Source organism: Porphyrobacter sp. SLTP (assembly GCF_009905735.1).
GTDB lineage: Bacteria > Pseudomonadota > Alphaproteobacteria > Sphingomonadales > Sphingomonadaceae > Erythrobacter.
This window is the reverse complement of the sequence record NZ_JAAALE010000010.1, coordinates 64,586-84,900: the sequence shown is the minus strand read 5'-3', so window position 1 is coordinate 84,900 and position 20,315 is coordinate 64,586. Positions and strand designations below refer to the sequence as shown.

Here is a 20,315-nt window from a genome sequence, read left to right as displayed (position 1 = left end):
GTGATCCGCCGGGCTCCGCTATCTCACCCCACGATGCCCGCGCCCGCCAGCACGGCGAGGGTCAGCACATCGGGCACGCTGGCGGTCATCGGCACGATCTGCACCGGCTTTTCCATGCCGATCAGCATCGGGCCGATCGTGGCATTGCTGCCCAATTCGCGCAGCAGCTTGGCCGAGAGGTTCGCCGATTGCAGCCCCGGCATGATCAGCACGTTCGCCGGGCCGGACAGGCGGCTGAACGGGTACAGCGCCATCACCTTGGGATTGAGGGCGGCGTCAGGCGCCATTTCGCCTTCATATTCGAAGCCCGGATCCTCCCGGTCGAGAATCGCCACCGCCTCGCGGATTGCCCCAAGCCACTGGCCCGAGGGGTTGCCGAAGGTCGAATAGCTGAGGAACGCCACGCGCGGCTCATGCCCCATGCGCCGGGCGACCGCGGCGGTCTCCTTGGCGATATGGGCCAGCTCAGCGGAATTGGGCCGTTCGTTGATCGTCGTGTCGGCGAGGAAGGTGGTGTGGTTCTTGCCGATCATCATGTGGATGCCGAACGGCAGCGCGCCCTGCTTGTGATCGAGCACCAGGTTCACCTCGCGCACGGTCTGCGCAAAGGTGCGGGTCATGCCGGTGATGATGCCGTCGCCGTGGCCGAGCGCGACCAGCAGCGACGCAAAGACGTTGCGGTCCTGATTGACCATGCGCCGCACATCCCGCTCGGTATAGCCGCGCCGCTGGAGCCGCTTGTAGAGGTAATCGACCATCGCGGGCACGTGCTCGCTATCGGCCGAGTTCTGGATTTCAAAGCTGCCCGGATCGCCAACCGAAAGCTGGTGCAGCTTGTCGAGCACCGCCTTGGTGCGGCCCACCAGGATCGGCGTGCCATAACCGAAATCGCGGAACTGGATCGCGGCGCGCAGCACCACTTCTTCTTCCGCCTCGGCAAAGACCATCCGCTTGGGGTTGGCCTTGGCGACTTCGTACACGCCGCTCAGCACCGACGTGGTGGGGTTGAGGCGGCTGCGCAGCTGGATGCGATAGGCTTCGAAATCCTCGATCCGCGCCTGCGCCACACCCGAATCCATCGCCGCCTTGGCGACGGCGGAGGACACCACCTCGATCAGACGCGGGTCGAACGGAGCGGGGATGATGTAGTCGGTGCCGAACTTGTGGTTCTTGCCATAGGCGCTCGCCACTTCCTCGGGCACCTGACGGCGCGCAAGCTCGGCGATGGCGTGGGCGGCGGCGACCTTCATCTCTTCATTGATCGTGGTCGCCTGCACATCCAGTGCGCCGCGGAAGATGAAGGGGAAGCCCAGCACGTTGTTGACCTGATTGGGGAAATCGCTGCGCCCGGTGGCGATGATCGCGTCGGGGCGAACGGCCTTGGCTTCATCCGGCATGATTTCCGGGACGGGATTGGCCATGGCGAAGATGATCGGCTTGTCCGCCATCTTGCGCACCCATTCGGGCTTCAGCGCACCGGCAGCCGACAGGCCGAGGAAGATGTCCGCACCCACCAGCGCTTCTTCAAGGCTGGTCGCGTTGGTGGAGACCGCGTGGGCGCTCTTCCATTGGTCCATGCCTTCGCGGCCCGGGGTGATCGGGCCGGAACGGTCGCACATGATCACGTTGTCGTGGCGCACGCCCATCGCCTTGATCAGCGCGGTGCAGGCAATCGCCGCCGCGCCCGCGCCATTGACGACGACCTTCACGTCCTTGAAGTCGCGTCCGGTGATGTAGCAGGCGTTGAGCAGGCCCGCGGCGGTGATGATCGCGGTCCCGTGCTGATCGTCATGCATCACCGGAATCTTCATCCGCTCGCGCAAGGCGGCTTCGATGATGAAGCATTCCGGCGCCTTGATGTCTTCAAGGTTGATGCCGCCAAAGGTCGGCTCCATCAGCGCAACCGCGTTGATGAAAGCCTCGGGGTCTTCGGTGGCGAGTTCGATGTCGATCGAATCCACGTCGGCGAACCGTTTGAACAGCACCGCCTTGCCTTCCATCACCGGCTTGGAAGCGAGCGCGCCCAGGTTGCCCAGCCCGAGGATCGCGGTGCCATTGCTGATCACGGCGACCAGATTGCCTTTGACGGTGTAGCGCGCGGCGAGCGAGGGATCGGCGGCGATCGCTTCCACCGGCACGGCGACGCCCGGCGAATAGGCCAGGCTCAGGTCGCGCTGCGAGGTCATCGGCTTGGTGGCGACAATCTCGAGCTTACCGGGGCGGATGGTCTCGTGATAGAACAGCGCCTCGCGCGCGGTGAAGCCGCCCTTGTTCGGTGTGGCGTTCTCATCGGCCATGATGCCTGATCCCTCTGCTTGTCCGAATGGAAAATCGCGTTCCGCTTAGCCTCACCAAGGCCGTTGCGATAGGCCGGAAATGGCGCGGCGCGGGGGAAAGCCGTAGCGGCGGACATTTCCGAATCGCAGGCGATGGGGCAATGCCGGAATGATGGCCGCCCTTCCCGATTCCAAACCCACGCCGATGATGGCGCAATACCTCGCGCTGCGCGAGGAAGCGGGCGATGCGTTGCTGTTCTACCGGATGGGCGATTTCTTCGAACTGTTCTTCGAAGACGCGCGCACGGCGGCTCAGATTCTTGACATCGCGCTGACCACACGCGGCGAACATGGCGGCGCGCCGATCCCGATGTGCGGGGTGCCGGTGCATTCGGCGGAAGGCTATCTCGCGCGCTTGATCAAGGCGGGCTGCCGGGTCGCGATTGCCGAGCAGGTCGAAACGCCCGACGAGGCCAAGGCGCGGGCCAAGCGGGAAGGCACACCTTCGTCAAAGGTGCTGGTGGGCCGTGCCATCGTGCGACTGGTAACGGCGGGGACGCTGACCGAGGAAGCGCTGCTCGAACCGCGCCGTGCGAATGTGTTGGTGGCGCTGGCGGAATTGCGCGGGACGGTGGGGATTGCCGCGGTCGACGTGTCCACGGGCGCGATGGTGCTGGAGGAATGCGCTCCCGATCAGCTCGGCGCGGCGCTGGCGCGGCTGTCTCCGAGCGAGGTCGTGGTCCCCGAAGACTGGCCACACGGCCCCGATGAGAGGATCTCCCGCCCGCGCAATTCTTTCGCGAGCGATGCCGGGGCGGAACGGCTGAAAGCGGTGCATGGCGTGGCGACGCTCGATGCGTTCGGTGATTTCTCGCGGGCGATGCTAGGCGCGGCGGGCGGATTGATCGCCTATCTCGACCATGTCGGACGCGGGAGGCTGCCGCTGCTCCTGCCCCCGGTGGCGCGCGCTGCCGAGGCGGGCATGGCAATGGATGCGGCGACGCGGGCGAGCCTCGAAATCCTTGAAAGCACCACCGGCGGGCGCGCGGGCAGCCTGATCGGCGCGGTGGATCGCTGCGTGACGGGCGCAGGTTCGCGGCGGCTGGCGGAGGATCTGTCTGCGCCCCTGCTCGATGTCGCGCAGATCGAAGCCCGCCTCGCGCTGGTGCAGTTCTGGCGCGACCGGCCGATCGAACGCGCGCAATTGCGTGAAGCCTTGCGCGCCATTCCTGATCTGGGCCGCGCGCTTGGGCGGGTGGTGGCAGGCCGCGGCTCTCCCCGCGATCTCGGCCAGCTGCGCGACGGGCTGTCCGAGGCGATGCGCCTGCACCATTGGCTGAGCGGTGCGCCGGATCGGCCCGCGCTGCTCGATGCCGTTCTGGCAAAGCTCACCGGCCACGGCGCGCTGACCGATTGGCTGTCGCGCGCGCTGGTGCCCTCACCCCCGACCGAGCGCAGCGGTGGCGGGTTCATCGCGGACGGTTATGACGCCGCGCTCGACGAATTGCGCGCCACCTCCGGCGATGCGCGCCGCGCGATTGCGGCGATGGAAGCGCGCTATCGTGACGAGACCGGCATCGCCACGCTCAAGATCCGCCACAACGGTGTGCTCGGCTATTTCATCGAAGTGGGCGCGCGCTATGCCGATGCGCTGATGGCGCCCGACAGTGGCTTCACCCATCGTCAGACGATGGCAGGCGCGGTGCGGTTCAACTCGCTGAAGCTCCATGAGGAAGCCGCCCGCATCGCCGAGGCGGGGGGCCATGCGCTGGCGGCAGAGGAGGCGCACTTCGAGGAACTGGTCGCCGCAGTGGTCGCCGCGCGCCACGCCATCGCCGCCACCGCCGCCGCGCTCGCCCGGATCGATGTCGCCGCCGGCAATGCCGAACGCGCCAGCGAATCCGATTGGTGCCGCCCCGAGATTGCCGAAGACGCAGGCCTCTCGATCACCGCAGGCCGTCATCTGGTGGTCGAAGCGGCACTCGCCAAAGCGGGTGAGCGGTTTGTGGCGAATGACTGCCAACTGGCCGAGGCCAATCGCCTCTGGCTGATCGGCGGGCCGAACATGGGCGGCAAGTCCACCTTCCTGCGCCAGAACGCGCTGATCGTTCTGTTGGCGCAAGCGGGATGCTTTGTACCATCATCGGCGGCGCGTATCGGCCTGGTTGACCGGTTGTTTAGCCGAGTGGGCGCGGCCGACAACCTCGCACGGGGCCGCTCCACCTTCATGGTCGAGATGGTCGAGACCGCCGCCATTCTGGCGCAGGCCACCTCCCGCAGCTTCGTGATCCTCGACGAAGTGGGGCGCGGCACCTCGACCTATGACGGGTTGGCGCTGGCCTGGGCGGTGGCCGAGGCGGTGCATTCCACAATCCGCTGCCGGTGCCTGTTCGCGACCCATTATCACGAACTCGCGCGCCTGGCCGAAACCTGCGAGGCACTGAGCCTCCACCACGTCCGCGCGCGGGAATGGCAGGGCGATCTGGTGTTGTTGCACGAACTGGCCGACGGCCCGGCCGATCGCTCCTATGGCCTCGCAGTCGCGCGGCTGGCGGGTGTCCCGGCCCCGGTGGTCGCCCGCGCCAAGGCGGTGCTCGAAAAGCTCGAAGCGACCCGCACCGCGACCGGCGGGATTGCCGCAGGCCTCGGCGATCTGCCGCTCTTCGCCGCGCTGGCTGCCGAGCCGACACCCGCCTCACCCGAGCAGCAACTCGCCGAAGCCCTGCGCGACGCCGATCTCGATGCGCTCACCCCGCGCGAGGCGCTCGATTTGCTTTACGAGTGGAAGCGGGCGCTGCCCAAACCCAAGCACTGAGCGCCAAGGCGCAGCACAAGCCCGACGTCAGGGCCGGCGAGTTTCATGCAAAGCGTCCGGCCCGGCATCGTCATCATCTTCATCCTCGTCGAGCGCGTCTTTGCCGCTGTCTCGATAGCGGGTGGGCTCATCGTCATGTTCGGGCTCGCCTGCAAAGGCTGAATTGTCGATCGTGCCAGTCTCTTCCATGTGGCGCATGATGTCGATCAGATCGGCGGCGTCCCCACCGTCATCGTCCAGACCAGTCGCAGGTGGCTTGCGGCTCTCGGTTCCCCCGGCGCGGCCTGACACGCGATCAAGCGCATCTGCGGCGACATCCTGCGCCTGTTCGCCGCGCTCATCCTGTTCGGCATTGCGGGTTTCATGTGCCAGCCCTTGCAGGCGATCGTCATCCAGTGAGGGAGCGGGGGTCTTGCGGTCGGACATGGTTCTTCTCCTTGCCCAAGCATAAGCCTGCAAACCGCCTCGATGTTGCACGCGGGGCGGCAGTCCGGTTGCCCAGCGGGACGGAGCACTTTGCACGAAGTTTTAACCGCGTCTGCGCTATGCACGAGCCATGTACAAGTCGGTGTTCCAGAACAGCAAAGCCGCGCTCGCCTTTGCCGGACTGACAGTGTTCAGCGCGGTATCGCTCGTCGGCTCGTCGGAAGACAGCGGCATCGTCGGCAAGGCGGCCGACTTTATCGGCGCCCAGCGCGCGAACATTGCGAGTGAGGCGCAGGCATTTGCCGAGGGCCAGAGCCAGGGCGACAAGCCGGGCCAGGCCGGTTCGGGTTCGGGCAGCAATAGTGCGGTCTTCGGCGACTATGGAGCGGACAGCGCGAGCGGCGCGAAGGCCTCTGGCACGGCTGCGAATTCAGTCAGCAATCCGATGACCGCGCCGCTATCGCCGACCGCGGTGGTGGATCACCGCGGACCCACGATAATCAGCGAGCCGTTTATCTCAGAGCGCGAAATGACGATTGAGCCGAAGTAGCCCCTCAGCGGGTCGGCACCGGAACCTCACCCGTGTAATCGTAGAACCCGCGTCCGGTCTTGCGGCCGAGCCAGCCGGCCTCGACATACTTCACCAGCAGCGGCGCCGCGCGATACTTGCTGTCGCGGGTGGTGGTGTAGAGCACGTTGATAATGTCGAGACAGGTGTCGAGCCCGACGAAATCAGCGAGTTGCAGCGGCCCCATCGGGTGGTTGAGGCCGAGGCGGCAGCCCTTGTCGATATCCTCGATTCCCGCCGTCGACTGGCCGAGCACGAACACCGCCTCGTTGATCATCGGCAACAGGATGCGGTTGACGACGAAGCCGGGTTCGTCCTGACTCAGCACCACTTCCTTGCCCAGCCCCTTGGCAAAGGCAGTCACACGGTCCGTGGTGTCCTGCGCCGTCGCGAGGCCGGGGATGACCTCGATCAGCCCCATGACGGGCACCGGGTTGAAGAAGTGCAACCCGATGAACCGCGCCGGATCGGGCGAGTGGTTGGCCATGCGAGTGATCGGGATCGATGAGGTGTTCGACGCCATGATCGCGCCCTCGCTGAGCACCTTGCCAGCGTTTGCGAAGATCGCGTTCTTGATCTCCTCACGCTCGGTCGCGGCTTCGATGATGAGGTCGGCCTCAGCGAAAGGGGCGTAATCGGCGACAGGGGTGATGCGCGCGAGCAGGCTTTCGGCCTCCGCTGCTTCGATCTTGCCGCGGCCCATCAGCTTGACCAGCGCCTTCTCAACATTGGCCTTCCCCGCTTCGGCGCGGGCGAGGTCAACATCGGTCAGCATCACGTTCATGCCGTTGGCGGCAATCGTCTGGGCGATGCCGGTGCCCATTTGTCCGGCCCCGATGACGGCGATGGTGCGCATGATGTGTCCTTCGCAAGTGCAGCAATTGGCCGCGCTGTTAGCGACGGGCTCAGGCAAAAGCTAGCGATTAGCGCCGGGGACCCACTTCACATCGCGCTTGCCGTTATCGTTCACCACACGGGCGAGTACGAACAGATAGTCCGACAGGCGGTTGATATAGGCCAGCGCCGCCGGATTAACGGGCAATTCGGCGGCTAGCATCACCATGGCCCGCTCTGCCGCGCGGGTGGTGGCGCGGGCGACGTGCAGACGTGCGGCAAGTTCGGTCCCGCCGGGCAGGATAAAGCTGGTCAGCGGCTGAAGCTTCTCGTTCAAGGCATCGATCCGCGCTTCGAGCCATTCGGCCTGCGACGGCACCATGCGCAGCACCATTTCCGACGGCGCGAAATCTTCGCCCGGCGTCGCCAGATCGGCGCCCAGATCAAACATGTCGTTCTGGATACGGGTGATGTCAGCGCCCGGAGCGCCGGACATCAGCACCGCCGCGAGCCCGATCGCGCTGTTCGCCTCGTCCACCAGCCCCATCGCGTTGATGCGCGCGGAGTGCTTCGGACAGCGCGAGCCATCGACGAGGCCCGTGGTGCCATCATCCCCGGTGCGGGTGTAAATGCGGTTCAGCTTGACCATGGGGCGAAGGGCTTAGCGCGATGCTGCCATGATGATCGCCACCACCACGATTGCCAGCGCCTGATATTTGATACGCGCGAACATCGCCTTGTTCTGGGCGAGCTGCATATCAGTCGCGGTCGAGCCTTCGCCGGTTTCAAGGTCGATCTTGGTCGTCTTGAGGAAGGCGACGATCCCCTTGATCAGCGAAAAGGCCACCAGTCCCATGAGGACAAGCAATACGGGCACGAGGACATAGTTCATGCGTCTCTAAATGGACGCTTGCGCGCTAGGTTCCAAGTGACAAATGTTGCAACCTGAGTTGCTCGGCAAGCATTCGCCCATCCTCGCCCGCCGCGCGCCGCTCTGCCAAGGCCGGTGATCCCCGGCGTTTGGCAAGTTTTTCGCCATCTGTGTCGAGCAATAGCGGGTGGTGATGCCAGCGCGGCACCGGGAGCCCGAGCAGGGCCTGCAGGGTGCGGTGCACGTGGCTCGCTGCAAACAGATCGGCCCCGCGCGTCACCAGCGTCACGCCGTCCGCCGCGTCATCGAGCGTCACCGCGAGGTGGTAGCTGGCGGGCAGGTCCTTGCGCACCAGCACGACATCGCCAAGGCCGGAGAGGTCGACCGCTTGCGATCCGGCGAGCGCGTCCTCCCAGATCAGCGGGCCGGTCTCCGCCATCGCCTTCGTCGCGTCCAGCCGCCACGCGGCGGGGCGGGAGGGGTCAGGCGGTTGCCGCTTGCAGGTGCCGGGGTAGATGAGGCCGCTTGCCCCGGCCGACGCGCCGGGGTCGGAGCCTTCCATCGCCCCCGCTTCCTCGATTTCCTTGCGGGTGCAGGTGCAGGGATAGATGAGCCCGCGCGCCTTCAGCGCCTCGGCGGCAGCGGCATAGTTGGCGAGCCGGGTCGATTGTGCGGGCACCTCGTCCCATTCCAGCCCGAGCCATTCCAGATCGCGGCGGAATTCATCGGCCAGTTCCGGGCGGGAGCGCGGGCCGTCGATATCCTCGATCCGCAGCAGAAACCGCCCGCCGCTTTGCCGCGCCAGATCATGCGCGACAATGGCGCTCAAGGCATGGCCAAGATGCAGGTGCCCATTGGGGCTGGGCGCAAATCGCGTCACATGCGGCACACGGTCATGCATCGTCGCCCCATGCCACAGGACATATTGTTGCGCTATCCACAGCCTCTCCACAGCGCGTCCCTGTGGATACCCACCCTGTAACGGGTTTGACTCTTTGCCGTGCCACGTCAGGATGCACGTCAATCAGGGAGGAACGCGCATCGTGTTCAATGCCGAACTGATCGAAAGAGTTGCCCGGTTCCGCGGGGTTGATGAGGACCCGACGCGCAACCTGTCTGCGTGCCCGGCGCTGGTGCTCAACGCCGATTACACCCCCTTGTCCTATTACCCGCTGAGCCTGTGGCCGTGGCAGACCGCGATCAAGGCGGTCTTCCTTGACCGGGTGGACATTGTCGCCAGCTACGACCGCGAAGTGCACTCGCCCAACTTCGACATGAAGATCCCGAGCGTCATCGCGCTCCGGCAATATGTGAAGCAGAGCGAATTTCCCGCCTTCACCCGCTTCAACGTGTTCCTGCGCGACCGCTTCCAGTGCCAGTATTGCGGGAGCACGGAACATCTGACCTTCGACCACGTGACCCCGCGCCGGCTCGGCGGAAGGACGACGTGGGAGAATATCATCACCGCCTGCGCCCCGTGCAACATGAAGAAGGGCGGCCGCACCCCCAAGCAGGCCGCGATGCCGGTCCACCAGACGCCGATCCGTCCGACCAGCTGGCAGTTGCAGCAGCACGGCAAGCTGTTCCCGCCCAATTTCCTCCACGAAACCTGGCGCGACTGGCTGTATTGGGACGTCGAGCTGGAGGCGTGATCGCGCTGACGCGGGCTGACTTCAACGTGACCAGTGCGCCGCGCGATTGCTGCGGCTGACGCGCAGCGTGGCGGGGTCATCACCGTGCCGACGCTCAAAGGTGAAGCCGTCAGTGGCCGGATTGTCCCACAGGGCAGGCGTCATCGGCGCACCTTCGGGTGACAGCCACGCCCCGCCCTCGGCAAATGTGATGAATGAGGCGAGGTAATGCGCGCGCTGTGCGGCCAGCGCGGCGACATGATCCTCAAGCGCCGTGTCGCGCCCTTCCCATACCACCGGCATATCCTGGCAATAGGCGTTGTTGTTGCCGTGCTGGGTTCGACCGAACTCGTCCCCGGCGGTCAGCATGATCGTGCCGGTCGAGGCGAACAAGGTGCCGAGCAGCGCGCGCACATCGGCAGCGCGGCGGGCGAGCACTTGCGGGTCGTCGGTCGGCCCCTCGACGCCGCCATTCCACGCGTGGTTCTCGCCATGTCCGTCGCGATTATCCTCGCCATTGGCGTGGTTGTGGCGGTGTTCGTAGGCGACCGTGTCCGCGAGGGTGAAACCGTCATGCGCGGCGAGAAAGTTGATGCTGCGACAATCGGCACCGAACAGATCGGATGATCCCGCGATGCGGGTCGCGAGCGCGCCTGCCGTCCCGGTCCCGCGCCAGAAGCGGCGGACATCGTCGCGGAAGGTGTCGTTCCATTCGAGCCAGTTGGCCGGGAAGCGCCCCAATTGGTAACCGCCGGGGCCGATGTCCCACGGCTCGGCAATCATCACCCGGTCGGCGAGGCGCCGGTGGGCGGCGAGTTCTTCGAAAATCGGAGCGTGGGGGTCAAACCCCGGCCCGCGCGCGATCACGGGGGCGAGGTCGAAGCGGAAGCCGTCGATACCGCAGTGGCGCACGAAATGGTCGAGCGTGTCGATCATCAACTGCCGCACCGCCGGGTTCGCGAAGTCCAGCGTATTGCCGCAGCCGGTGTCGTTGATGAGGCTGCCATCGGGCGCGCGGGCATAAGCGGCGGGGTCCAGCCCGCGCAGGGACAGCGTGCCGCCGTGAATGTCGCTCTCGCCCGAATGGTTGAACACGAGGTCGAGGATCACGCCAATCCCTGCCGCGTGGAGCGCTGCCACGGTCTCGCGCAACTCCGCCACGCCGCCGGGACACAGGCCCACATCCAGCGCCATCATCGCCACCGGGTTGTAGCCCCAGTGATTGGCGAGGCCCAGCGGCGGCAGGTGCCGCTCGTCGATCCAGGCGATGATCGGCATCAGTTCGACCGCGCTCACATGAAGCTTCTTGAGGTGCGCGATCACGGCAGGGTGGGCGAGCGCGGCGACGGTGCCGCGCTGGGCTTTCGGCACATCGGGGCGGAGCGCGGTGAAGCCCGCGACGTTCAATTCGTAGATCAGCCCGCCGCGCTGGAACCGGGGAGGAGCGGGCGGCACCTCCGGCAGCGGCCCTGTTGCGATGGCGCGCGGGACGATGTCGGCGGTGTCCTCGCCAAATTGTGCGAGGCGCGGGTGCTGGACGAAGCGGCGATCGAGTTCCAGCGCGTAGGGATCGACCAGAAGCTTGGCCGGATCAAACCACAGATTGTGCTCTGGCGCATAGGGGCCGTGTGCCCGATAGCCGTAGCGAGCGCCGGTCAGGTCGCCGGGTAGGTCAAGGGCCCACCCCTCTTGCGCGCGGGTCATCGGGTGGCGGGTCTCAGCTGCGCCATCGAACAGGCACAGCTCCACCGCTTCGGCCTGCGGCGCGCGCACCGCGAAACGGGTGCTGCCGCCCGCAACCTTCGCACCCAAACTTGTGGTCACGTCACCACATCGGGCGCGGTGCGGCCGGTGTGCGCCGCGATACCGGCAATGGCCTCGGCCGCGGCGATCAGATCAGCGAGCATGGCGGGGGTTTCCTCGGCCAGCCGCCCCTCCGGCCTTTCGTAACGCTCAAGATAGACCCGCAAGGTCGCGCCTTCGGTCCCCGTTCCCGACAGGCGAAACACGATCCGCGATCCGCAGGCGAACATCACCCGCACGCCCTGATTGCGGCTCTCCGATCCATCGACCGGATCGACATAGGCGAATTGATCGGCGGCAGCGACGGTCAGCGGCCCGAAGCTCTGTCCCGGCAGGGCCGGCAGCGATGCCTCCAGCCCCGCCATCAGCGTGTTGGCTTTGGCCGTTTCGATCGCCTCGTAATCGTGGCGGGCATAGTAATTCCGCCCGAACCGCGCCCAGTGCTCTTTGGCGATCTGCATTACCGACTTGCCCGTGACGGCGAGGATATTGAGCCACAGCAGCACTGCCCACAGCCCGTCCTTCTCGCGCACATGATCGCTGCCGGTGCCAGCGCTTTCCTCGCCGCAGATCGTGGCCTTTCCGGCATCGAGCAGCGTGCCGAAGAACTTCCACCCCGTTGGCGTTTCCCATGCTGGAATGCCGAGCGCTGCCGCGACCTTGTCGGCGGCGGTGCTGGTCGGCATGGAGCGGGCGATGCCCTTCAGCCCTCCGGCATAGGCAGGCGCGAGATGCGCGTTGGCCGCCAGCATCGCCAGCGAATCTGACGGCGTGATGAAAACACCCTTGCCGATGATCAGGTTGCGGTCCCCATCCCCGTCCGAGGCCGCGCCCAGCGCCGGGGCATCGGGGGACATCATCAGATCGTAGAGCACCTTCGCGTGAACCAGATTGGGGTCCGGGTGATGCCCGCCGAAGTCCTCCAGCGGGGTGCCGTTGTGAACCGTGCCCGCCGCAAAGCCGAGGCGGCGTTCGAGAATTTCATGAGCATAGGGCCCGGTCACCGCATGCATCGCGTCAAAGGCGATCGAGAGCCCCTGCGCCGCCGCCGCGCGGATCGCGGGGAAATCGAACAGCTCCTCCATCAGATCGGCATAGTCAGCGACGGAATCGATCACTTCGACCACCATTGCGCCGATCTGCGAGGTGCCGATCCGGTCGAGGTCCACCGCCTCGCCCTCGACCATCATCCACCGGTCGATGGTCCGGGTGCGAGCGTAGATCGCCTCGGTCACGGCTTCGGGCGCGGGGCCGCCGTTGGCGATGTTGTACTTTATGCCGAAATCCTCGTCCGGCCCGCCGGGGTTGTGGCTGGCCGACAGGATCAGCCCGCCGCTCGCGCCATATTTGCGGATCACGTGGCTGGCGGCGGGGGTCGATAGGATGCCGCCCTGCCCCACCAGCACACGGGCATAGCCATTGGCGGCCGCCATCTGGATCGCCCGCTCAATCACCGTGCGGTTGTAAAACCGCCCGTCGCCGCCGATCACCAGCGTCGATCCGGCTGGCCGTTCCGCCACATCGAACACCGACTGGATGAAGTTTTCGGCATAATCCGGCTGCTGGAACACCCGCACCTTCTTGCGCAGGCCCGATGTGCCGGGCTTCTGGCCGTCGAACGGCGTGGTCGCGACGGTCGTGATCATCTCTGTTCCTCAAGCAACTGGCGGTAGAGCCCGGCATAGGCAGCGCCGCTCGCCCCCCATGAAAAGTCCGCTGTCATCCCGTTTTTCTGGAGCCGCTTCCACTGCGCTGGCTGCGCGTAAAGCGCGACCGCGCGGCTCACCGCCATGGCGAGCGCGCCGTGGGTGACGGCGTTCATCTCAATGCCGGTCGCCACTCCTGCGGCGAGCGCGGCAGGGTTGGCATCGATCACCGTATCGGCGAGGCCGCCGGTGCGCGAGACGACCGGCACGCAGCCATAGGCCAAACCGTAAAGCTGGGTCAGGCCGCAGGGCTCGAACCGGCTCGGGATCAGGATCGCATCCCCGCCGCCCTGCAAGCGGTGGGAAAGGCCCTCGTCATAGCCCAGCCGCACGCCGACGCGCCCCGGATGGCGCGCGGCGGCGGCGAGGAAGGCATTGGCAATCTCCACATCGCCCGAACCAAGCAGCGCCAGCCGTCCACCGATCCCGACGAGGTGATCGACCACGGTTTCGAGCACGTCCATGCCCTTCTGCCAGGTGAGCCGACTGACCACCACGAACAGCGCGCCATCATCGCGGTCGAGCCCGAACTCCTGCTCGACGGCGCGCTTGTTCTTCGCCCGCGCGGCCAGCTTTCCTGCGGAGTATTGGGCGGCAAGATGCGGATCACTCGCCGGATTCCATTCCGCAGTGTCGATCCCATTGAGAATGCCGTGAACGCGGTTCGATCGCGCCAGCACCACTCCCTCCAGCCCCATCCCGAATTCGACCGAGCGGATTTCGCCCGCGTAGGTGGGGCTCACGGTAGTGATCGCATCGGCGAGCTGCATTCCGGCCTTGAGGAAACCGACCCCGCCGTAAGACTCAACGCCATCGACCGTCCACGCCGCTGGCGGCAGGCCAAGCTGCGGGAAGATCTCGGCGGGGTAGTAACCCTGAAACGCCATGTTGTGGATGGTGATGACACTCGGCACCGCGCGTCCGCCTGTCAGCGGGGCGAGGCGCAAATAGGCCGGCACCAGCCCGGTCTGCCAATCATGCGCATGGACCAGATCGAAGCTGCGGCCCTTCACCGCCCCACCCGCAATATCCGCCGCCGCGCGGGCGAAGGCGGCAAAGCGGCGCCAATTGTCGTCCCAATCCCGGCCCGTAGCGTCCGAGTATGGCCCGCCCGGCCTCGCGAACAGTGCCGGCGCATCGAGCACCAGCAGCGGATAGCCGCCGATTTTGCCCGCCAGCAGCCGCGCTTTCTCGCCCAGCAGCGCGTCCCATGAATGGACCGCCTTCGCCTTGCCGAGCGCTGTCAGCACTGCGGGATAGCCGGGGATGAACGTCGTCACCTCCACGCCTTGCGCCGCCAAGGCGGCTGGCAGCGCGCCCGCCACATCGGCAAGCCCGCCGGTCTTGACCAGCGGCACCGCCTCTGACGCGACCGACAGGACTTTCATCGCCATGCTTCGAGCCCCCCTGTCGCTACAGCCTTGCCATCATGTCGCGGGTGACGAGCGCCACGCCTTTCTCCGACACGCGGAACCGCTGCGCATCCAGCACCGGGTCTTCGCCGATCACCATGCCTTCGGGGATGCGTACGCCGGAATCGATGATCACCTTGCTGAGCCGCGCCCCGCGCCCGATGTTGCAATAGGGCAGGATCACCGCTTCGTTGACGTTGGAATAGCTGCCGATCTTGACCCCGGTGAACAGCAGGCTGCGGCGCACTTCCGAGCCAGAAATGATGCAATCGCCCGACACCAGCGAGGACACCGCAAAGCCGCGCCGTCCGTCCTCGTCATGCACGAACTTGGCGGGGGCGGCGACGACGGCGTCGGTCCAGATCGGCCAGTCACGGTCATAGAGGTTGAGCTTGGGCACCGTATCGGTGAGGTCGAGATTGGCCTCGAAATAGGCATCCAGCGTGCCGACATCGCGCCAATACTCCTCGATCTCCTCGGCCGCGCGGATGCAGGAGTTGGTGAAGCGGTGGGCCACCGCTTTGCCGTGCTTGACGATATAGGGGATGATGTCGCCGCCAAAGTCGCGGCTGGAGGCCGGATCGTCGGCATCGCGGCGCAGCTGCTCGAACAGGAAATCGGTGTTGAAGACGTAGATGCCCATCGAAGCGAGCGCCATGCCCTCGTCCCCCGGAATGCCCGGCGGGTCTTTGGGCTTTTCGACAAAGGCGGTGATGTTGTCCGCGCCGTCGACATGCATCACGCCGAAACCGGTCGCCTCCATCCGCGGCACCACTAGGCATCCCACCGTGACATCCGCACCCGAATTGACGTGCTGTTGCAGCATCAATTCGTAGTCCATCTTGTAGATGTGATCGCCCGCGAGGATCACCATGTACTTGGGCGCGTGAGCGGCGATGATGTCGATGTTCTGGAACACCGCATCGGCGGTGCCTTCATACCACTGGTTTTCCGAGACGCGCTGGCTGGCGGGGAGGATATCGAAGCTTTCGTTGCGTTCGGGCCGCATGAAGTTCCAGCCGCGCTGCATATGGCGGATCAGCGAGTGCGCCTTGTATTGCGTCGCCACCCCGATGCGGCGGATGCCGGAGTTGATCGCGTTCGAGAGCGCAAAGTCGATGATCCGCGACTTGCCGCCGAAATAGACCGCCGGCTTGGCGCGCCGGTCGGTCAGCTCCATCAACCGGCTGCCGCGTCCGCCTGCCAGCACATAGGCCATCGCATCACGCGCAAGCGGTCTGCCCGAAGTCCTCTCAATCATCCCATTCTCTCCCCGTGGATCTGGCTTTTGCGCCTTCTTATCCTGTGAATTGCAGCATTATCGTGGCGAGCGGCGGCAGCACGATATGTGCCGCGCCGTCTGCGGCTGTGACTTGACCCATGTTGCCCTTGCCGCTGCCGCCGTAGATTTCGGCATCGCTGTTGAGCACTTCGGCCCATGTCCCGTCATGGGGAAGGGGCAGGCGGTAGGCGGTGTGGAACGCGGGCGTCATATTCGCGATGACAGCCACCGGTGCCTCGCCGGGCGCCTTGCGCAGCCAGGCGAACACCGAGTTGTCGGCGTCATCGGCGATGAGCCATTCGAAGCCCTCACCCTCGCAATCGCGGGCGTGGAGCGCGGGAGTCTGGCGGTAGAGGCGGTTCAAATCCCGGATCAGGTCGGAAACCCCGCGATGCGCAGGCGCGTCCAGCAGCTCCCAATCGAGCGCGCGCTCCTCGCTCCATTCGCGGCGCTGGGCGAATTCCTGCCCCATGAACAGCAGCTTCTTGCCGGGATAGCCCCACATCATCGCATAGTAAGCGCGCAGGTTGGCGAATTGCTGCCAGTCATCGCCGCTCATCTTGCCGAGGATCGTGCCCTTGCCGTGCACCACCTCGTCATGGCTCAGCGGCAGGACGAAATTCTCGGAGAAGGCATAGACGAGGCCGAAGGTGATCTCGTGATGATGGTATTTCCGGTGGATCGGATCACGCGCCATGTACTGGAGCGTGTCGTGCATGAAGCCCATGTTCCACTTGAACCCGAAGCCCAATGCTGTGCGCGGGCCTTCGTCGAAAGCGGGGTGGGAGACGCCGGGCCATGAGGTCGACTCCTCAGCAATCGTCATCACCCCGGCGTGGCTGCCATAGAGCGCACGGTTGGTGGCGCGCATGAAGTCCACCGCCTCCCAATTCTCGCGCCCGCCTTCGGCATTGGGGATCCATTCGTCGGCTTTGCGGGAGTAATCGCGGTACAGCATCGAGGCGACCGCATCCACGCGCAGGCCGTCGACGTGATATTGCTCGGCCCAGAACAGCGCGTTGTTGACGAGGAAGGAGCGCACCTCCTTGCGCCCGAAATTGTAGATCGCGGTGTTCCAGTCGGGGTGGAAGCCGAGGCGCGGGTCTTCATGTTCGTAGAGCGCGGTGCCGTCGAAGCGGGCAAGGCCATGCTCGTCGACGGGGAAGTGCGCGGGAACCCAGTCGATCAGCACGCCGACTCCGGCACGGTGCGCGCCATCGACGAACCTAGCGAAGCCCTCAACGTCGCCGAACCGGGCCGATGGCGCGTAAAGCCCGGTGGTCTGGTAGCCCCAGCTCGGGTCATAGGGATGCTCGGAGACCGGCAGGAACTCGATATGGGTGAAGCCCATTTCCGTGACGTAGGGAATCAGGCGCGCGGCCATTTCGTCCCAGGTCAGGAACCAGCCGTTATCGTCGCGCTGCCACGAACCGGGGTGGACCTCGTAGATCGATATGGCCTCGCGCCGGGGATCGACACTGGCCCAGTGCGCGCGGTGGGCGGCGTCGCCCCATTCGCGCTTGCCGGGGCGAGCGACGATGCTGGCCGTCTTGGGGCGCAGCTCGCTGACGAAGGCGAAGGGATCGGCTTTCAGCGGCTGCACCGTGCCATCCGGGCCGGTGATGCGATATTTGTAAGCGGTGCCTGCGCCGATATCGGGGATGAAGATTTCCCACACCCCGATGTCGACCCGGCGGCGCATCATGTGGGCCGCGCCGTTCCAGCCGTTGAAATCGCCAACAAGGTTCACGAGCCGCGCATTGGGTGCCCAGACCGCAAAGTGCACGCCCTGCACGCCTTCGTGGTCGATCACATGCGCGCCGAGCTTGTCAAACAGACGCAGGTGCGTGCCTTCCGCGATCAGGAAATCATCCATTGGGCCGAGCACCGGGCCGAAGCTGTAGGGGTCCGTCACCCACCATTCGTTGCCGTAACCGCGGCAGCGATACTTCACCGGCTTGGGCTTGCCCCGCAGCTTGCCCTCGAACACCGCGCTATCCACGCGGGTCATTGTGCCGAGCTTGCCGCCCTTCAGCGAAAACGCCTCGGCTTCTTCCGCCCCGTGCAGAATCGCGCGGGCGAAGGTGCCTTCCGGCCCTTCGTGCGGCCCCAGCAGCGCAAACGGATCGGCGTGAGTGCCGTCCAGCAGCGCAGCAATGGCCTCTGGTGGGGGTTTCACAGCACGCCCCAGATCTCGCGCGCATATTCGCCAATCGTGCGATCGGACGAGAACCAGCCGACATTGGCGATGTTCATGATTGCCGATTTGCGCCACGCCGCCCGGTCGCGCCAGCGCGTGTCGACGTCCCGCTGGGCGGCGGCATAGGCATCGAAATCGGCCGCGACCATGAACCAGTCGGAGCTGTAAAGCGCGTCCATCAGCCCCTTGTACCGGTCTGGCTCGTCCGGGCTGAACACGCCGTTGGCGATGGAATTGACTGCCTGCGCCAGTTCGCGCGAGCCTTCGATCACGGCGCGCGGGTTGTAGCCATCGGCCCGCTGGGCGGCGACTTCCTCCGCCGTCAGCCCGAAGATCACGATATTCTCGCGCCCGACGCGCTCCATGATCTCGATATTCGCGCCATCCAGCGTGCCGATGGTGAGCGCGCCGTTGAAGGCGAACTTCATGTTGCCGGTACCGGAGGCTTCCATCCCGGCGGTCGAGATTTGCTCCGACAGGTCCGCTGCCGGAATGATCCGCTCGGCCAATGACACGTTGTAGTTGGGGACGAACACCACCTTCAGCAATTCACCCACGCTGGGGTCGCAATTGATCCGCTTGGCGATGTCATTGGCGAGTTTGATGATCAGCTTGGCGTTGTGATAGGTCGGCGCGGCCTTGCCGCCGAAGATCTTCACGCGCGGCACCCAGTCGCGTTCGGGATGGCTGCGGATCTGGTCATAGAGCGCCACGGTCTCGATCAGATTGAGCAGCTGGCGTTTGTATTCGTGGATGCGCTTGATCTGGACATCGAACAGCGCGTCGGGATCGAGCCGGATGCCGGTCAGTTCGCGCAGGTGGTTCGACAGATCGACCTTGTTGGCGCGCTTGATCTCGTCAACCCGCTCCCCAAAAGCGGCATCGCCAGCAAATTTCGAAAGATCGGCAAGCTGCTCGGCCTCGGCCATGAAGCCATTGCCGATGCCCTCGCGGATCAGGCTGGTGAGGCGCGGGTTCGACTGGTGCAGCCAGCGGCGCGGAGTCACCCCGTTGGTCTTGTTGTTGATCCGTTCGGGGTAGAGCTGGTGGAGATTGGCGAACACCGTCTGCTTCATCAGATCGGTGTGCAGCGCGGCGACCCCGTTGACCGAATGCGCGCCCACGAAAGCGAGGTTCGCCATCCGCACGCGCCGCTCGCCATGTTCGTCGATCAGCGAGATCGCGGCAATCGCCGCATCGTCCAGCCCGGCCTTGCGCGCCTCGCGCAGCACCTTGGCGTTGATCGCGTAGACGATCTGCATGTGGCGCGGCAGCAGCCGTTCGAACAAGGGGAGCGGCCAGCTTTCCAGCGCTTCGGGCAGCAGGGTGTGGTTGGTGTAGCCGATCGTGGCGCGGGTGATGTCCCATGCTTCGTCGAAGTCCAGCCCATGCTCGTCCTTGAGCAGCCGCATCAGCTCGGCCACCGCGACGGAGGGGTGGGTGTCGTTCAGCTGGATTGCCGCCTTGTCGGGCAGGGTGCGGATGTCGCCATAATATTGCACGTGGCGGCGGACGATGTCCTGAATGCTGGCCGACGAGAAGAAGAACTCCTGCCGCAGCCGCAATTCCTGCCCGGCCGGAGTCGAATCCGCCGGATAGAGCACCCGCACCAGACTATCGGCGCGCACCTGCCCGGCGAGGGCACCGGCGTGATCGCCGGCATTGAAGGCATCAAGCTGGATCGGGTCCATCGCATTGGCGGTCCACAATCGCAGCGTGTTGACCCGCTTGCCCTGCCAGCCCACCACCGGGGTATCGACTGCGGTTGCCTCGATCTTTTCGCCCGGGGTCCAGCGGATCTTCCCCGCATCGCTGGTCACCTCACCGCCGAAGCCGACGAGGTAGGAGCTTTCGCGCCGCTCGAACTCCCAGGGATTGCCATGGGCGAGCCAGGTTTCGGGCAGCTCGACCTGCCAGCCGTCGTCGATCCGCTGGCGGAACATGCCGTTGATGTAGCGGATGCCGTAGCCGAAGGCGGGGATGTCGAGGCTGGCGAGGCTCTCCATGAAGCACGCCGCCAGCCGCCCCAGCCCGCCATTGCCGAGCGCGGCGTCAGGCTCAAGCTCCTCCAGCGCCGCCAGATCGAGGCCGTGTTCGCGCAGCGCCTGCTCCATCTCGCGCGTGACGCCGAGGTTCGACAGCGCATCGCGCAGCAGCCGCCCGATCAGGAATTCGAGGCTGAGGTAATAGACCCGCTTCGCCCCGGCCTCATGCGCGCGGGAGGTCGAGGCGAACCAGTTGTCAATGATGTCATCGCGCAGCGCGAGCACGGCGGCATTGTACCAGTCATGCGGCTTGGCCGCGCGTTCGTTCTTGCCGACGCGGTGGCGCAGGGCGCCGACAATGCGGGCTTCGAGTTCCCCTGACTTGCCGTTCGGGCCAATTGTCACGCGGCGCATACTCCTTCTGGTGCCCACAAGGGCTGGGGTTGGCGATGTGCCAGCACTTTGACAGTTGCCCGTGTGCCCCCCGGCTGTGGGTACCACACTAA

At 65.6% G+C, this 20,315-nt stretch carries 15 protein-coding genes; 3 read left to right on the top strand and 12 right to left on the bottom strand.

What is annotated here, in order from left to right; all coding sequences use genetic code 11:
• Window positions 1-23 precede the first annotated feature (23 nt).
• Window positions 24-2,297 carry an NADP-dependent malic enzyme gene (locus tag GVM20_RS10235; protein ID WP_166547096.1) on the bottom strand — a complete coding sequence of 758 codons (2,274 nt, stop codon included), beginning with the start codon at window positions 2,295-2,297 and terminating at the stop codon, window positions 24-26.
• Window positions 2,298-2,448: 151 nt separating this feature from the next.
• Here GVM20_RS10235 and mutS point away from each other — a divergent pair, with 151 nt between their 5' ends.
• On the top strand, window positions 2,449-5,091 hold the full coding sequence (gene mutS, locus GVM20_RS10230) for a DNA mismatch repair protein MutS (protein ID WP_502706193.1): 2,643 nt from the start codon (window positions 2,449-2,451) through the stop codon (window positions 5,089-5,091).
• Between the two features lie 27 nt (window positions 5,092-5,118).
• Here mutS and GVM20_RS10225 read toward each other — a convergent pair whose 3' ends face one another.
• Window positions 5,119-5,517, bottom strand: a complete 399-nt coding sequence (locus GVM20_RS10225; protein WP_199799549.1) for a hypothetical protein — start codon at window positions 5,515-5,517, stop codon at window positions 5,119-5,121.
• Window positions 5,518-5,647: 130 nt separating this feature from the next.
• Here GVM20_RS10225 and GVM20_RS10220 point away from each other — a divergent pair, with 130 nt between their 5' ends.
• Window positions 5,648-6,067: a hypothetical protein gene (locus GVM20_RS10220; RefSeq protein ID WP_166547095.1), complete on the top strand. Its 420-nt coding sequence runs from the start codon at window positions 5,648-5,650 to the stop codon at window positions 6,065-6,067.
• Between the two features lie 4 nt (window positions 6,068-6,071).
• Here the strand turns inward: GVM20_RS10220 and GVM20_RS10215 are convergent, their stop codons facing one another.
• From GVM20_RS10215 to gluQRS, 4 genes are read right to left on the bottom strand one after another with little or no spacing between them, the layout of a single operon-like run.
• Entirely contained in the window at window positions 6,072-6,941 is an 870-nt protein-coding gene (locus tag GVM20_RS10215; RefSeq protein ID WP_166547094.1) for a 3-hydroxyacyl-CoA dehydrogenase NAD-binding domain-containing protein, read from the bottom strand.
• Window positions 6,942-7,001: 60 nt separating this feature from the next.
• Window positions 7,002-7,568: a cob(I)yrinic acid a,c-diamide adenosyltransferase gene (locus GVM20_RS10210; RefSeq protein ID WP_166547093.1), complete on the bottom strand. Its 567-nt coding sequence runs from the start codon at window positions 7,566-7,568 to the stop codon at window positions 7,002-7,004.
• Window positions 7,569-7,580: 12 nt separating this feature from the next.
• Entirely contained in the window at window positions 7,581-7,811 is a 231-nt protein-coding gene (locus GVM20_RS10205; protein WP_160759710.1) for a hypothetical protein, read from the bottom strand.
• Between the two features lie 25 nt (window positions 7,812-7,836).
• The gene (gene gluQRS / locus GVM20_RS10200; RefSeq protein WP_166547092.1) at window positions 7,837-8,691 is read right to left on the bottom strand and encodes a tRNA glutamyl-Q(34) synthetase GluQRS; all 855 of its coding nucleotides are present in this window, start codon (window positions 8,689-8,691) and stop codon (window positions 7,837-7,839) included.
• A gap of 142 nt (window positions 8,692-8,833) precedes the next feature.
• Here gluQRS and GVM20_RS10195 point away from each other — a divergent pair, with 142 nt between their 5' ends.
• Complete coding sequence (locus tag GVM20_RS10195; RefSeq protein ID WP_166547091.1) at window positions 8,834-9,442, top strand: HNH endonuclease; 609 nt, start codon at window positions 8,834-8,836, stop codon at window positions 9,440-9,442.
• 21 nt (window positions 9,443-9,463) lie between these two features.
• On the opposite strand, the gene glgX is transcribed toward GVM20_RS10195, so the two are convergent.
• From glgX to GVM20_RS10165, 6 genes are read right to left on the bottom strand one after another with little or no spacing between them, the layout of a single operon-like run.
• Window positions 9,464-11,245 (bottom strand): glycogen debranching protein GlgX, encoded by a 1,782-nt coding sequence (glgX, locus tag GVM20_RS10190; protein ID WP_166547090.1) that lies wholly within the window; start codon window positions 11,243-11,245, stop codon window positions 9,464-9,466.
• Window positions 11,242-12,870, bottom strand: a complete 1,629-nt coding sequence (locus GVM20_RS10185; protein WP_166547089.1) for an alpha-D-glucose phosphate-specific phosphoglucomutase — start codon at window positions 12,868-12,870, stop codon at window positions 11,242-11,244. The genes glgX and GVM20_RS10185 overlap by 4 nt, the downstream gene beginning before the upstream one ends.
• A complete protein-coding gene (gene glgA / locus GVM20_RS10180; RefSeq protein ID WP_166547088.1) occupies window positions 12,867-14,324 on the bottom strand; it encodes a glycogen synthase GlgA in 1,458 nt (485 codons plus the stop codon). The genes GVM20_RS10185 and glgA overlap by 4 nt, the downstream gene beginning before the upstream one ends.
• 19 nt (window positions 14,325-14,343) lie before the next feature.
• Window positions 14,344-15,603 (bottom strand): glucose-1-phosphate adenylyltransferase, encoded by a 1,260-nt coding sequence (glgC, locus tag GVM20_RS10175; protein ID WP_166547087.1) that lies wholly within the window; start codon window positions 15,601-15,603, stop codon window positions 14,344-14,346.
• A 37-nt stretch (window positions 15,604-15,640) separates the two neighbouring features.
• On the bottom strand, window positions 15,641-17,803 hold the full coding sequence (gene glgB / locus GVM20_RS10170; protein ID WP_166547086.1) for a 1,4-alpha-glucan branching protein GlgB: 2,163 nt from the start codon (window positions 17,801-17,803) through the stop codon (window positions 15,641-15,643).
• Complete coding sequence (locus GVM20_RS10165) at window positions 17,800-20,214, bottom strand: glycogen/starch/alpha-glucan phosphorylase (RefSeq protein ID WP_353653138.1); 2,415 nt, start codon at window positions 20,212-20,214, stop codon at window positions 17,800-17,802. Before GVM20_RS10165 ends, glgB begins: the two co-directional genes overlap by 4 nt.
• Window positions 20,215-20,315 lie beyond the last annotated feature (101 nt).

Bases quoted from the DNA above. Each gene is read 5' to 3' on its own strand.
- GVM20_RS10235 (WP_166547096.1), bottom strand. From the start codon at position 2,297: ATGGCCGATGAGAACGCCACACCGAACAAGGGCGGCTTCACCGCGCGC.
- mutS (WP_502706193.1), top strand. From the start codon at position 2,449: ATGGCCGCCCTTCCCGATTCCAAACCCACGCCGATGATGGCGCAATAC.
- GVM20_RS10225 (WP_199799549.1), bottom strand. From the start codon at position 5,517: ATGTCCGACCGCAAGACCCCCGCTCCCTCACTGGATGACGATCGCCTG.
- GVM20_RS10220 (WP_166547095.1), top strand. From the start codon at position 5,648: ATGTACAAGTCGGTGTTCCAGAACAGCAAAGCCGCGCTCGCCTTTGCC.
- GVM20_RS10215 (WP_166547094.1), bottom strand. From the start codon at position 6,941: ATGCGCACCATCGCCGTCATCGGGGCCGGACAAATGGGCACCGGCATC.
- GVM20_RS10210 (WP_166547093.1), bottom strand. From the start codon at position 7,568: ATGGTCAAGCTGAACCGCATTTACACCCGCACCGGGGATGATGGCACC.
- GVM20_RS10205 (WP_160759710.1), bottom strand. From the start codon at position 7,811: ATGAACTATGTCCTCGTGCCCGTATTGCTTGTCCTCATGGGACTGGTG.
- gluQRS (WP_166547092.1), bottom strand. From the start codon at position 8,691: ATGCATGACCGTGTGCCGCATGTGACGCGATTTGCGCCCAGCCCCAAT.
- GVM20_RS10185 (WP_166547089.1), bottom strand. From the start codon at position 12,870: ATGATCACGACCGTCGCGACCACGCCGTTCGACGGCCAGAAGCCCGGC.
- glgA (WP_166547088.1), bottom strand. From the start codon at position 14,324: ATGGCGATGAAAGTCCTGTCGGTCGCGTCAGAGGCGGTGCCGCTGGTC.
- glgC (WP_166547087.1), bottom strand. From the start codon at position 15,603: ATGATTGAGAGGACTTCGGGCAGACCGCTTGCGCGTGATGCGATGGCC.